The sequence below is a fragment of the Streptomyces sp. NPDC004647 genome (assembly GCF_040609575.1).
In the GTDB taxonomy this organism is placed as follows: Bacteria; Actinomycetota; Actinomycetes; order Streptomycetales; family Streptomycetaceae; genus Streptomyces.
Map to the genome: position 1 here is coordinate 22,608 of NZ_JBEXKU010000077.1, position 12,786 is coordinate 35,393.

The 12,786-nt window shown below is 70.4% G+C and carries 9 protein-coding genes; 5 read left to right on the forward strand and 4 right to left on the reverse strand.

Features of this window, described 5'->3' with window-relative positions; genetic code table 11:
* Window positions 1–6: 6 nt before the first annotated feature.
* From ABZW18_RS27505 to ABZW18_RS27520, 4 genes are all read left to right on the forward strand, one after another.
* Window positions 7–2,457, forward strand: a complete 2,451-nt coding sequence (locus tag ABZW18_RS27505; RefSeq protein WP_356192306.1) for a DNA topoisomerase (ATP-hydrolyzing) — start codon at window positions 7–9, stop codon at window positions 2,455–2,457.
* A 462-nt stretch (window positions 2,458–2,919) separates the two neighbouring features.
* Window positions 2,920–3,888, forward strand: a complete 969-nt coding sequence (locus ABZW18_RS27510) for a sucrase ferredoxin (protein ID WP_356192309.1) — start codon at window positions 2,920–2,922, stop codon at window positions 3,886–3,888.
* A gap of 181 nt (window positions 3,889–4,069) precedes the next feature.
* A complete protein-coding gene (locus ABZW18_RS27515; protein ID WP_356192331.1) occupies window positions 4,070–5,707 on the forward strand; it encodes a sensor histidine kinase in 1,638 nt (545 codons plus the stop codon).
* Window positions 5,704–6,384 carry a response regulator gene (locus tag ABZW18_RS27520; protein ID WP_356192312.1) on the forward strand — a complete coding sequence of 227 codons (681 nt, stop codon included), beginning with the start codon at window positions 5,704–5,706 and terminating at the stop codon, window positions 6,382–6,384. The genes ABZW18_RS27515 and ABZW18_RS27520 overlap by 4 nt, the downstream gene beginning before the upstream one ends.
* A gap of 105 nt (window positions 6,385–6,489) precedes the next feature.
* Here the strand turns inward: ABZW18_RS27520 and ABZW18_RS27525 are convergent, their stop codons facing one another.
* The 3 genes from ABZW18_RS27525 to ABZW18_RS27535 all read right to left on the reverse strand — a co-directional run bounded on the left by ABZW18_RS27525 (window position 6,490) and on the right by ABZW18_RS27535 (window position 10,964).
* Window positions 6,490–8,082 carry a cation acetate symporter gene (locus tag ABZW18_RS27525; RefSeq protein WP_356192314.1) on the reverse strand — a complete coding sequence of 531 codons (1,593 nt, stop codon included), beginning with the start codon at window positions 8,080–8,082 and terminating at the stop codon, window positions 6,490–6,492.
* Window positions 8,083–8,093: 11 nt separating this feature from the next.
* On the reverse strand, window positions 8,094–8,669 hold the full coding sequence (locus ABZW18_RS27530; protein WP_356192316.1) for a DUF485 domain-containing protein: 576 nt from the start codon (window positions 8,667–8,669) through the stop codon (window positions 8,094–8,096).
* Window positions 8,670–8,828: 159 nt separating this feature from the next.
* Window positions 8,829–10,964, reverse strand: a complete 2,136-nt coding sequence (locus ABZW18_RS27535; protein WP_356192318.1) for a DNA topoisomerase IV subunit B — start codon at window positions 10,962–10,964, stop codon at window positions 8,829–8,831.
* 434 nt (window positions 10,965–11,398) lie between these two features.
* Between ABZW18_RS27535 and ABZW18_RS27540 the strand changes: the two genes are divergently transcribed.
* On the forward strand, window positions 11,399–11,629 hold the full coding sequence (locus tag ABZW18_RS27540; RefSeq protein WP_356192321.1) for a hypothetical protein: 231 nt from the start codon (window positions 11,399–11,401) through the stop codon (window positions 11,627–11,629).
* 127 nt (window positions 11,630–11,756) lie between these two features.
* Here ABZW18_RS27540 and ABZW18_RS27545 read toward each other — a convergent pair whose 3' ends face one another.
* Window positions 11,757–12,584, reverse strand: a complete 828-nt coding sequence (locus ABZW18_RS27545) for a serine protease (protein WP_356192324.1) — start codon at window positions 12,582–12,584, stop codon at window positions 11,757–11,759.
* Window positions 12,585–12,786: the final 202 nt, after the last annotated feature.

Genomic DNA, 12,786 nt, shown 5'->3' on the forward strand with positions numbered 1-12,786 from the left:
GCCCCGATGGCCCGCCGCAGTACGAAGACCCCGCCGCCGGAAGACTTCGAGGAGCGCATCCTCGACATCGACGTCGTGGACGAGATGCAGGGCTCCTTCCTGGAGTACGCCTACTCGGTCATCTACTCCCGCGCGCTGCCCGACGCCCGCGACGGCATGAAGCCGGTGCACCGCCGCATCGTCTACCAGATGAACGAGATGGGGCTGCGCCCGGACCGCGGCTATGTGAAGTGTGCCCGCGTCGTCGGCGAGGTCATGGGCAAGCTGCACCCGCACGGCGACGCCTCGATCTACGACGCGCTGGTGCGCATGGCCCAGCCCTTCTCGATGCGGCTGCCGCTGGTCGACGGGCACGGCAACTTCGGCTCGCTGGGCAATGACGACCCCCCTGCCGCGATGCGGTACACCGAGTGCCGGATGGCCTCGGCGACCTCCCTGATGACGGAGTCGATCGACGAGGACACGGTCGACTTCACGCCGAACTACGACGGCCAGGAGCGCGAGCCGGTGGCGCTGCCGGCCGCGTATCCCAACCTGTTGGTCAACGGCGCGTCCGGGATCGCGGTCGGCATGGCGACGAACATGCCGCCGCACAATCTGGGCGAGGTGATCGCGGCCGCCCGGCATCTGATCAGGCATCCCGGCGCGGACCTCGAGACGCTGATGCGGCATGTGCCGGGCCCGGACCTGCCGACGGGCGGGCGGATCGTGGGGCTGAGCGGGATCCGGGACGCGTACGAGACGGGGCGCGGCAGCTTCAAGATCCGCGCGACGGTGTCGGTGGAGGACGTCACGGCCCGCCGCAAGGGCCTGGTGGTGACCGAACTGCCGTTCACCGTGGGCCCGGAGAAGGTGATCTCCAAGATCAAGGACCTGGTCGGCGCGAAGAAGATCCAGGGCATCGCGGACGTCAAGGACCTCACCGACCGTATGCACGGACTGCGGTTGGTGATCGAGATCAAGAACGGCTTCCACCCCGAGGCAGTTCTGGAACAGCTCTACAAGCTGACGCCGATGGAGGAGTCCTTCGGGATCAACAACGTCGCGCTGGTCGACGGCCAGCCGCTGACGCTGGGCCTGAAGGAGCTGCTGGAGGTCTATCTGGACCACCGCTTCGATGTGGTCCGGCGGCGCAGCGAGTTCCGGCGCGGCAAGCGTCGTGACCGGCTTCACCTGGTCGAGGGCCTGCTCATCGCCCTGATCGACATCGACGAGGTCATCAGGATCATCCGGTCGAGTGACAACTCGGCGGAGGCGAAGGAGGGCCTGATGGCCCGCTTCTCGCTGAGCGAGATCCAGACCCAGTACATTCTGGACACCCCGCTGCGCCGGCTGACCAAGTTCGACCGGCTGGAGCTGGAGTCGGAGCGCGACAGGCTGGGCACCGAGATCGAGGAGCTGACCCGGATCCTGGAGTCGGACGCGGAGCTGCGCAAGCTGGTGTCGGGCGAGCTCGCCCAGGTGGCGAAGAAGTTCGCCACCGACCGGCGCACCGTGCTGCTGGAGTCCGCGGGCGCGTCGGTCGCGACCGTGCCGCTGCAGGTGGCGGACGACCCGTGCCGGGTTCTGCTCTCCTCGACCGGGCTGCTGGCCCGTACGGCGAACGGCGGCCCGCTGGGCGACGGTCCGGGGAAGCGCGTCAAGCACGACGCGATCGTCTCGGCGGTCCCGGCGACGGCCCGGGGCGATCTGGGGGCGGTGACGTCGGCAGGGCGGCTGCTGCGGCTCTCCGTGATCGATCTGCCCGTTCTGCCGGAGACGGCCACGGCGCCGAATCTGGCGGGTGGCGCGCCGGTCGCGGAGTTCCTGTCCCTGGAGGCGGACGAGACGCTCGTCTGCCTGACCACTCTGGACGAGTCCTCGCCGGGCCTCGCGCTCGGCACCGCGCAGGGCGTCATCAAGCGTGTGGTGCCCGACTACCCCGCCCACAAGGACGAGTTGGAGGTCATCTCCCTCAGGGAAGGTGACCGGGTCGTGGGTGGCGTCGAGTTGCGTACGGGCGAGGAGGACCTGGTCTTCATCACCGATGACGCCCAGCTGCTGCGCTACCAGGCGGGGCAGGTTCGGCCGCAGGGCCGCGCGGCCGGCGGTATGGCGGGCATCAAGCTCGCCGCCGATGCGAAGGTGATCTTCTTCGGCGTGGTGGACCCGGCGTCGGACGCCGTGGTGTTCACGGTCGCCGGTTCGCAGGGAACCCTCGACGGCACGTCGCAGGGCACGGCCAAGGTGACCCCGTTCGACCAGTACCCCCGCAAGGGAAGGGCGACGGGCGGTGTGCGCTGCCAGCGCTTCCTGAAGGGCGAGGACTGTCTGGTCCTCGCCTGGGCGGGTGCCACTCCGGCCCACGCCGCGACCGCGAACGGCATCCCGGCGGAGCTGCCCGAGGTGGATCCCCGACGCGACGGGTCGGGCGTACCGCTGGCCGGACCGGTGTCGGTGGTGGCCGGAAGCATCTGACCGGGACAGTACGAGGAGGGGCGCGGCCGCCGTGGGGCGCCGCGCCCCCCTCGTTCGTCCAGGGCGGACACACCCCGGCGCAGGTCGGCGGACCCGCAGGAACCCCTCAGGCGGAAAGTGGCGCCTCCTGTGACCGTAGGCGCAGCCCGGACGATCAACTTGCCGCCCCACGCGGGATGGGGCCTTCACCGCGTGGACGGAAGCGCGCCGCACGGCCGACCCGGCCGGATCGAGGCTGAAGCTGCTCAGGGCGTGGGAGGCTTCGGCGGTGACGACGGTGGGTGCGCTCGGCAACCGCCGCAGCTCGCCCCGTCGGGGGCCTCCCTCGTGCGTGAAAGCCGCCGGGCTCGTGATACCGGGCCGGTGGCAGCGAATCGCCCTCGTTCACGCCCGTGCCTCCGCCGCGACCGCTGCCGTGAGGCCCGCGCGCCGGTCGAATCACCACAGGTTAGGCTCACCTCCGTGAGCACCTGCGCGACCGCCTCGCGGGAGCTGGCCGAGCCGCTGTCCGGCACTTCGGCCACCGCCCGGACCTGGCTGCTGATCGAACAGCCCGGCCCCTGGGGCGCCAAGGCCCTCGCCTCCAGCCATCTCGACCCGGCCGTCGGCCGCGCCCTGGAGCGGGCGGCCGACGGCACCGGCGTACGCGTCGCGCTCATCCGGCGGCCCGGGCGGCACGCGGACTGCCACAGCCCTTCCCTGCGCCGGGTCTACGCCGCGCACACCCTCCCCGGCCGGTCCTGGATCCGTACGGCAGAGCTCCCCTTCGGCGACCCCGAGGTCTACGGCACCGGACCGCAGCGGCTCCTCGCGCTGGATTTCGCGGCACTGGGCGCGGGCGAGCACGGCGGGCTGTGGACGGCGTACGACGGCGACCCGCTCGCCCTCGTGTGCACCAACGGCAAGCGCGACCGCTGCTGCGCGCTGCTCGGCCGCCCGCTCGCGGCGGAACTCGCGGCCGGCCTGGGCAGTGACGTCTGGGAGGTCACCCACATCGGCGGCCACCGCTTCGCCCCCACCGTCCTCGTACTCCCCCACGGCTACGCCTACGGCCGCGCAGCCGCCCCCGCCGTCAAGGGCGTCCTGGAGGCAGCCCGCACCGGCAGGGTCATCACCGCAGGCTCGCGCGGCCGCTCGGCCTGGGACCGGCCCGGCCAGGCAGCCGACCTCGCGGTCCGGGAGCTGACCGGCGAGGTCCGGGCCGAGGCTCTCGACGTCGTACGGACCGAGCCCCTGGACGCCGTACGGGCCGGGGGCAAGGCCCACGCCTGGACCGTCACCGTCGCCCACACCGATGGCCGCAGCTGGCACGTGGAGGTCGCGCAGGGAGCGGCCGAGCCGCCCCGCCCGGAGAGCTGCGGCGCAGCCCTCGGCTCACCCGCGCTCATGGAGATCCTGGCCGTCCACGAAGCGGTCGGCAGCGCGTTCTGACGCGCCTCTGTTGCGCGCTTTTCGCTCGCGCTACAACGGCGGAAGCACGCTCGCGCCGCACCGGCGGCAGCGCGACGGAATTCGGGTTGCCGCGCCCGCGCCCTTACGCTTCGTTCAAATGAGCGAATCGGAACAGGGTGCTCCGACCCGGGGCGGCGAGTGGCGGGACGGAGGCGGACGGATGCGCATCGGATGGCCCCGCCGTGTCTTCTCCCAGGTGCTGCTGATGCAGCTCGCCATCGCCGCAGGCGTCACCGCGCTGGCCACCGGCCTTTTCCTGGCGCCACTCAGCGACCAGCTCGACGACCAGGCGATGCGCCGCGCTCTCGCGATCGCGCAGACCACCGCGGCACGGTCGGGCCTCGCGGACGAGATCAAGGCGTCCCCGCCCTCCCCCGCAGGTCCCGTCCAGGCCGCGGCGGAGGGCATCCGCCGGTCCACCGGTGCCGAATACGTCGTGATCATGGATGGCCACGGAGTCCGCTGGTCGCACACCTCGCCGCGAGAGATCGGCCGGCATGTCTCCACCGACCCCAGCGAGGCACTCGCGGGCCGTGAGGTCATGCAGATCGACGACGGCACCCTCGGGCGCTCGGCCCGCGGCAAGGTGCCGCTGCGCGACGACGACGGGAAGGTCGTCGGCGCGGTCTCCGTCGGCATCGCCTACGAGAGCGTGCGCGACCGGCTCGTCTCGGCCGTACCGGGGCTGCTCGCCTACGCGGGGGGCGCGCTCGCCGTCGGTGCCCTCGCCGCGTACATCGTCTCCCGCAGACTGCAACGCCGCACCCACGACCTGGCCTTCTCCGACATCTCCGCGCTGCTCGCCGAGCGCGAGGCGATGCTCCACGGCATCCGCGAAGGCGTGGTCGCGCTCGATGCCCGCGGCAGGATCCGGCTGATCAACGACGAGGCGCAGCGGCTCCTCGGCCTGGGCCCCGCGGACACCGGACGGCCGCTGGACGACGCCCTGGGAGCGGGCCGTACGACGGATGTGCTGGCCGGTCGGGTGACCGGGGACGATCTACTGACCGTCAGCGGAAACCGGGTGCTGATCACCAACCGGATGCCGACCGATGACGGCGGAGCCGTGGCCACCCTGCGCGACCGCACCGAGCTGGAGCGGCTCGGGCGGGAGTTGGACGGCACGCGCGGGCTGATCGATGCGCTCCGCGCCCAGGACCATGAGCACGCCAACCGGTTGCACACCCTGCTCGGGCTGCTCGAACTCGGGCTGCACGAGGAAGCGGTGGAGTTCATCACCGAGGTCGTCGGGGTGCACCGGGCGACGGCGGAGCAGGTGGCGGAGCGGGTACAGGACCCGCTGCTGGCCGCCCTGATGGTGGGCAAGGCCACGGTGGCGGCGGAACGTGGCGTTGCGCTGCGGTTCAGCGCGGACACCCTGCTGCCGGACCGGGTGGTGGACCCTCGCGGGCTGGTCACGGTGGTGGGGAATCTCGTCGACAACGCGCTGGACGCTGCCGCGGGTACGCCGCAGTCGCATGTCGAGGTGTCCATCAGGGCCGAGGGGCGTACAGCGGTGCTGCGGGTCGGCGACTCGGGACCCGGAGTCCCGCCGGAACGCCGGGAACTGATCTTCACCGAGGGCTGGTCCACCAAGGATCCGCCCGCCCACGGCCGGCGCGGCATCGGGCTCGCCCTGGTGCGCCGGCTGGCCGAGCGACAGGGTGGCAGTGTCCGGGCCGGCTCCCGGGAGGGCGGCGGAGCCGAGTTCACCGTCGTCCTGCCGGAAGCCCTGACGGATGTCCTGGCCGAGGACCGGACCGGAGCCGCGGTCACGGCTGCGGGAGAGAAGCGATGATCGACGTACTGGTGGTGGACGACGACGTCCGGGTCGCCGAGATCAACGCGGCGTACGTCGCGCGGGTCCCCGGCTTCCGGGTCACGGGCACGGCGTTCTCCGCCGGCGAGGCGCTCGCCTTCCTGGAGCAGCACGAGGTCGAACTCGTGCTGCTGGACCACTACCTCCCCGACGAGACCGGACTGGCCCTGGTCCAGCGGCTGCGGCAGCTCGGCCACCACACCGACGTGATCATGGTGACGGCGGCGCGGGACATCGCGACGGTGCAGGCAGCGATGCGCCACGGCGCCCTGCAGTACCTCGTCAAGCCCTTCACCTTCGCCGGGCTCCGCGCCAAACTCGACGGCTACGCGGCTCTGCGCCGCGCGCTCGGCGGCGGAGGCGAGGCCGAACAGGACCAAGTGGACCGGATCTTCGGCGCGCTGGGCGGAGCGTCGGCCGGGCCGGCGGAGCTGCCCAAGGGCCACTCCGCGCTCACCGCCGATCTGGTACGCGAGGTGCTGCGCGGGGCGGACGGCCCGCTGTCCGCGCAGGAAGTGGCCGAGCGGTCGGGGCTCAGCCGGCAGACCGCACAGCGCTATCTGAAACTGCTGGAGCGGGCGGGACGGGTCCGGATGAGCCTGAAATACGGCGAAACAGGCCGTCCCGAGCACCGCTACGCCTGGAACCGCCTCTGAGCCCGTACAGGGTCCGTGAGTCCGCTACGGGTGCCGTGAGAGCGGAACGGGGCCGTGAACCCGGTACGGGCCCCGTGAACCCGGTACGAGGTTCTCCCACCGTGCTCAGACAGCTCCCGCGCCAGTGAGCGCCCGGACCTCCGTCTCGGCGTGCTTGGCCCGGTCGGGGGCCTCGGGTGAGGTGACGGTGCCGAGCCACCCCGCGAGGAAGCCCAGCGGGATGGAGACCAGCCCGGGGTTCTGCAGCGGGAAGAGATGGAAGTCCACGCCCGGGAACATCGACTCCGGTGTGCCGGAGACCACGGGCGAGAGCAGCACCAGCAGGACCGAGGGCACCAGTCCCCCGTAGACCGCCCAGATGGCACCGCGGGTGGTGAAGCGGCTCCAGAAGAGGGCATAGAGCAGCGCGGGGAGGTTTGCGGAGGCGGCCACGGCAAAGGCGAGGCCGACCAGGAACGCCACGTTGAGGTCCTGGGCGAGCAGACCGAGACCGATCGCCACGGCGCCGATTCCCACGGCGGCGGTTCTCGCGACCGCGACCTCGCTGCGCTGTTTCGCGCGGCGGCGGCGCAGCGAGGCATACAGGTCGTGGGCGACGGATGCGGACGACGCCAGAGTGATGCCCGCGACCACCGCGAGGATCGTCGCGAAGGCGACGGCGGCGACCACCGCGAAGAGCACCGCTCCGCCGGTGGACCCCGCACCACCGCCGAGGTCGAGGGCCAGCAGAGGAACGGCGGTGTTGCCCGCCGGGTTGGCGGAGCGTACGGCGTCGGTGCCGACGACCGCGGCGGCGCCGAAGCCGAGCACGATCGTCATGAGGTAGAAGCTGCCGATCAGCCCGATCGACCAGACGACCGAGCGCCGGGCGGCGCGGGCGGTCGGCACCGTGTAGAAGCGGGAGAGGATGTGCGGCAGCCCGGCGGTGCCGAGGACGAGCGCGAGGCCGAGGCTGATGAAGTCCAGCCGGGCGGTCCAGTCGCCGCCGTACTTGAGCCCGGGCGCCAGGAAGTCCCGGCCGTGGCCGCTGCGGTCCGCGGCGGTGGTGAGCAGAGCGCCGAGATCTCCGTGGAAGCGCACCAGCACGAAGGCGGTGAGGGCGATGGCACCGCCCATCAGCAGCACCGCTTTGACGATCTGGATCCAGGTGGTGGCCCGCATGCCGCCGAAGGCGACATAGACGACCATCAACGCGCCGACGCCGACCACCGTCCAGGTACGGGCCTGCGGGCCGGAGCCGCCGAGCAGCAGCGCGACCAGACTGCCTGCGCCCACCATCTGGGCGACGAGGTAGAGCACGGAGACGGTCACCGAGGATGTCCCCGCGGCCATACGTACGGGACGCTCCCGCATCCGGGCGGCCACGACGTCGGCGAGGGTGAACCGGCCGCAGTTTCGGACGAGTTCGGCGACGAGGAGCAGAACCACCAGCCAGGCGACGAGAAATCCAACGGAGTAGAGCATTCCGTCGTAGCCGAAGAGCGCGATCAGCCCGGAAATGCCGAGGAACGAGGCTGCGGACATGTAGTCGCCGGCGATGGCGAAACCGTTCTCCAGGGGAGAGAACAGTCGTCCGCCGGTGTAGAACTCCTCCGCCGAGGCCTGCCGCTTGCGGCTCACCCAAGTGGTGATCGCCAGCGTCGCGGCGATGAACAGGCTGAACAGTACGAGCGCCAGGGTGTGTTGCTGCGTCGTCATGGTCTGGGTGCTCAACGCTCCTGCTCCCGGCTCGGCTCCTGCCGTCTGTTCTGCTCGAAGACGATCCACCGAAGGTCGAGCGCCGGCCGGTCCCGCCGCAGCCGGGCATGACGCGCGTAGGCATAGGTGAGCAGGAAGGTGGTGGCGAACTGGGCGAGCCCCGCCACCATGGCGACGTTCAGCGCACCGGACACCGGCCGGGCCATCAGTCCCGGGGCGGCGGTGGCGGCGATGACATAGGCGAAGTACCAGACGAGAAAGATGATGCTGGCAGGCAGGACGAAGCGGCGGTAGCGGCTGCGCACCTCCCGGAAAGCGGCGCTGCGGTGCACCTCCAGGTAGACCTCGGCGGCGGACGGCGAGCCGGCCGCACCGGCACCGGTAACGCGGTCGCCGGCGGCCGCGGCCGACCCCGGCCACGGCCCTGACGAAGGATCCGGCGCGGGAACATGAACATCCGGCGGGGGAACCCGGACACCGGGCGCCGCGCTCTCACCGGCGGATGCCTCCCAGCCCGAAGCGATCACGTCGTACCAGGGATCGTCGAGCCGGATCGTTCCGTCGTCACGCGCGTCGTGCTTCTCCACCCGAACTCTCCTTGTTCCGCGGCCCCATTGGCCGCGCATCCCAAGGATGGACAGAGCAGGAAGATCCGGGACTCTTCTACCGGGACGTTCACCCCATCAGGTGACGGATGTCCCGGAGGTTCCGGTTCCTCCCTCTCTATGGGGAGAAACCGGACACTCTCATGCGTCGATACGCGAGCGGTCCAGGGTCGCGGCGGAGCTGGTGATGAACTCCTTGCGCGGCGCGACCTCGTTGCCCATCAGCAGGTCGAAGACCTGCTCCGCGGACTCCAGATCACCGATGTTGATCCGCCGCAGCGTCCGGTGCCGCGGGTCCATGGTGGTCTCCGCCAGCTGGTCGGCGTCCATCTCGCCAAGGCCCTTGTACCGCTGGATCGACTCCTTGAACTTGATCCCCTTGCGCTGGAACTCCAACAGGGTGGACCGCAGTTCGCTGTCCGAGTACGTGTAGACGTACTTCTCCTGCCCCTTCTTCGGGTGCGTGAGCTCGATCCGGTGCAGCGGCGGCACGGCGGCGAAGACCCGGCCTGCCTCGACCATCGGCCGCATATAGCGCTGGAAGAGGGTCAGCAGCAGACAGCGGATGTGCGCCCCGTCCACATCGGCGTCGACCAGCAGCACGATCTTGCCGTAGCGCGCCTGGTCGATGTCGAACGTCCGGCCCGACCCGGCCCCTATGACCTGGATGATCGCTCCGCACTCGGTGTTCTTGAGCATGTCCGAGATGGACGACTTCTGAACGTTGAGGATCTTTCCGCGGATCGGCAGCAGCGCCTGGAACTCGGAATTCCTGGCCAGTTTCGCGGTACCGAGCGCCGAATCCCCCTCCACGATGAAGAGCTCGCTGCGGTCGACGTCGTCGCTCCGGCAGTCCGCCAGCTTCGCCGGCAGCGAGGAGGACTCCAACGCCGTCTTCCGCCGCTGCGCCTCCTTGTGCTGCCGCGCCGCGATCCGGGTACGGGCCGCCGCCACGACCTTCTCGAGCACCGCCCGGGACTGCTGCTTGGTGTCGCGCTTCGTCGAGGTCAGATACGCCTTGAGCTCCTTGGCCACGACGCCGGCGACGATCCGGGAGGCGGCGGACGTGCCGAGCACCTCCTTGGTCTGCCCCTCGAACTGCGGCTCGGCCAGCCGTACTGTCACGACCGCCGTGAGGCCCTCCATCGCGTCGTCCTTGACGACGTCGTCCTCGGCGACGCGCAGCAGCTTGGCCTGGCGCAGCGCCTCGTTCACCGTCCTGGTGATCGAGCGTTCGAAGCCGGAGACGTGGGTGCCGCCCTTGGGCGTCGCGATGATGTTGACGAACGACTTGATCGTGGTGTCGTAACCGGTGCCCCAGCGCAGGGCGATGTCCACGCCGAGCTCACGCGTCACCTCGGTCGGCGTCATGTGACCGCGGTCGTCCAGGACCGGCACGGTCTCCTTGAACGTGCCCTGGCCGCTGAGCCGGAGCACATCGCATACGGCCTTGTCCTGGGCGAGGTACTCGCAGAATTCGCTGATCCCGCCGTCGAAGCGGAAGGTCTCCTCGACCGGCGGCTGCTCTCCGCCGTCCTGCCCGTCGGGCGACCGCTCGTCGCGCACGACGATGGTCAGCCCGGGCACCAGGAACGCGGTCTGCCGGGCGCGCGCGTGCAGCCTCTCCAGCGAGAGCTTGGCGTCCTTGAGGAAGATCTGGCGGTCCGCCCAGTAGCGGACCCGGGTACCGGTCCTGGCCTTCGGCACCTTCTTGCCCTTGAGCAGCCCGCTCGAGGGGTCGAACGGCGCGTCAGGGCCCGACTCGGTGAAGATCCCCGGGACGCCCCGGCGGAAGCTGATGGCGTGCGTATGCCCCCCGCGGTCGACCTCGACGTCCAGACGCGCGGACAGGGCGTTGACGACGGATGCGCCGACCCCGTGCAGACCGCCGGAGGCCGCGTACGAGCCACCCCCGAACTTGCCGCCCGCGTGCAGCTTGGTCATCACGACCTCGATGCCCGAGAGGCCGGTCTTGGGCTCGACGTCGACCGGGATGCCCCGGCCGTTGTCCCGGACCTCGACCGAGCCGTCGTCGTGGAGCACGACCTCGATCCGGTCGCAGTGACCGCCGAGCGCCTCGTCGACCGAGTTGTCGATGATCTCCCAGAGGCAGTGCAGAAGGCCGCGGCTGTCGGTCGAGCCGATATACATGCCCGGCCGCTTGCGCACGGCCTCCAGCCCCTCGAGGACGAGCAGATGCCGCGCGGTGTAATTGGAACCGTCTCGGTCTGCTCCCGTCAGCAGCGCAGTGGACGGCACGGACGTCTCGGCGGTCACGCGGTTCGCTCCTCGCTGAATTCCTGGCTGGCCCGGGTACGGGCTCAGTGGCGGCTGGGTCGCCCGTCAGAGGGTACCGAGGCCTGGTAGAGCCTTTGTGCCGCCACCCTTGAGAATGTGCATGCTAGCCCAGTTTCGATAATACGTTCGATACCTCGTTGGGATGACGCGTACATCACGTTCCCTTCCAGGCATGAACCATTTAGGCTCCGGGCACGTCCTCATGAACAAACCGGCAACCCAGCCGGCGGGACAAACCCTGACATGTGCGATGAATACATAAGCCGATGCCATACGGCTCATTCGCCGCCACACCGGCAGCATCCGATCGAGTCGGAAGGAAGTTTCGAGGAAAAGGCCGAAGCGGGAACGTTTTCGGCCTGGTTGGATGTTGACCCTGGTACGACAGCTCGTCGAGCTAGAGAAGAGGCGACGTGACTACTGTTCTGACCCCCGCGACCCCGCTGACGGCCGCTGACCGATGCGACCGTTGCGGCGCCCAGGCCTACCTGCGCGTCGTCCTGACGAGCGGCGGAGAACTGCTCTTCTGCGCCCACCACGGTCGCAAGTTCGAGCCGGAACTCAAGAAGATCGCCGCGGAAATACAGGACGAGACGGAGCGCCTCACCACCGTTCCGGCCTCTGCATCCGAGGACGACCGCTGACACATCGCATCGACGGCGAGCGAGTGCCGGCCCCGGGCCGGCCAATGGGCGGCCACCCCCTTGCGGGGGTGACCGCCCACTCTCGTCGCGCGGCGCACCGGCCCTGTACGGGCCCGCGCCGCCGGCATCACGGCTGCGCGGCGACCAGCCCCGCCACTGCCGAGATCCTCGTATAGACACCCGGGCTGCCCGCCTGCCCGCACCCACTGCCCCACGACACCAGCCCGATCAGTCGGCCATTGGCCACCAGAGGGCCTCCACTGTCCCCCTGACAGGCGTCGCGGCCGCCCAGGGCCACTCCCGCGCACACCATGGACTCCGCCTCGTAGCGGCCGTCCAGAGTGCCCGGATAGGCCCGTGAGCAGACCGCGTCGTCGAGCACCTGCACCTGGGCGGCGTGCAGCCGCGTCGCGTACGTACCCATGCCCGTGGTGTCACCCCAGCCGTAGACCGAGGCGGGTGTGCCCGCCTTGTAGGACTCGTCGCCCGTCAGGGCCATGGGAAGGACATGGCTCGCCGGCAGCGCCTTCTCCAGACTGAGCACCGCGATGTCGCCGGCGTTGGTCGCCGTGTTGTAGGACGGATTGACCCAGACCTCCCCCACGGGGATCTCCTCGCCCTCCGTCGTGCGCAGATCGTCCCGCCCGGCAATGACCTTGAGATCCCGCACGGCGCTCCGCTCCGCACCGAGGACTTCCTGGCTCATGCAGTGCGCCGCTGTGACGACCTTCGTCGGCCCCACCACGACCGCCCCGCAGAACTGCCCCGATCTGCTGTCGCCGAACTCCTGTCGGCTCGCCAGCCCCACAGCCCAGGGGGTCTTGGCCACCGGTACCTGCTGTCCCCCTATGATCACGCCGTCCGCGACGGCGGGAACGGGCGCCGCGAGCGGCAGCGCCACGGCGGCCGACGTCAGCGCCAGCGCGCCGATGAGTACTCGGGAGATGGGTCGCATGGAAGACTCCTCACTCTGTGGCGCGTTGCGCACACCCAGAGTGACCCAAATGGTTGCCGTACGCACCCGGACGGACGCATCCAGCAAAAACGGCCGACCCGGAATCCGAGGGGGATTACGGGGGGGGCCGTGGGTCTGTCCAGCGCGGTTACCGAAAAGTCGGGGTAGTAGCGCCGCTCGGGAGAGGGGCGGGTAGGGACAG

What these genes read in the sequence shown, in the direction of transcription:
- ABZW18_RS27525 (WP_356192314.1), bottom strand. Translation starts at nt 8,082, where the DNA reads ATGACGACGCAGCAACACACCCTGGCGCTCGTACTGTTCAGCCTGTTC.
- ABZW18_RS27520 (WP_356192312.1), top strand. Translation starts at nt 5,704, where the DNA reads ATGATCGACGTACTGGTGGTGGACGACGACGTCCGGGTCGCCGAGATC.
- ABZW18_RS27515 (WP_356192331.1), top strand. Translation starts at nt 4,070, where the DNA reads ATGCGCATCGGATGGCCCCGCCGTGTCTTCTCCCAGGTGCTGCTGATG.
- ABZW18_RS27505 (WP_356192306.1), top strand. Translation starts at nt 7, where the DNA reads ATGGCCCGCCGCAGTACGAAGACCCCGCCGCCGGAAGACTTCGAGGAG.
- ABZW18_RS27545 (WP_356192324.1), bottom strand. Translation starts at nt 12,584, where the DNA reads ATGCGACCCATCTCCCGAGTACTCATCGGCGCGCTGGCGCTGACGTCG.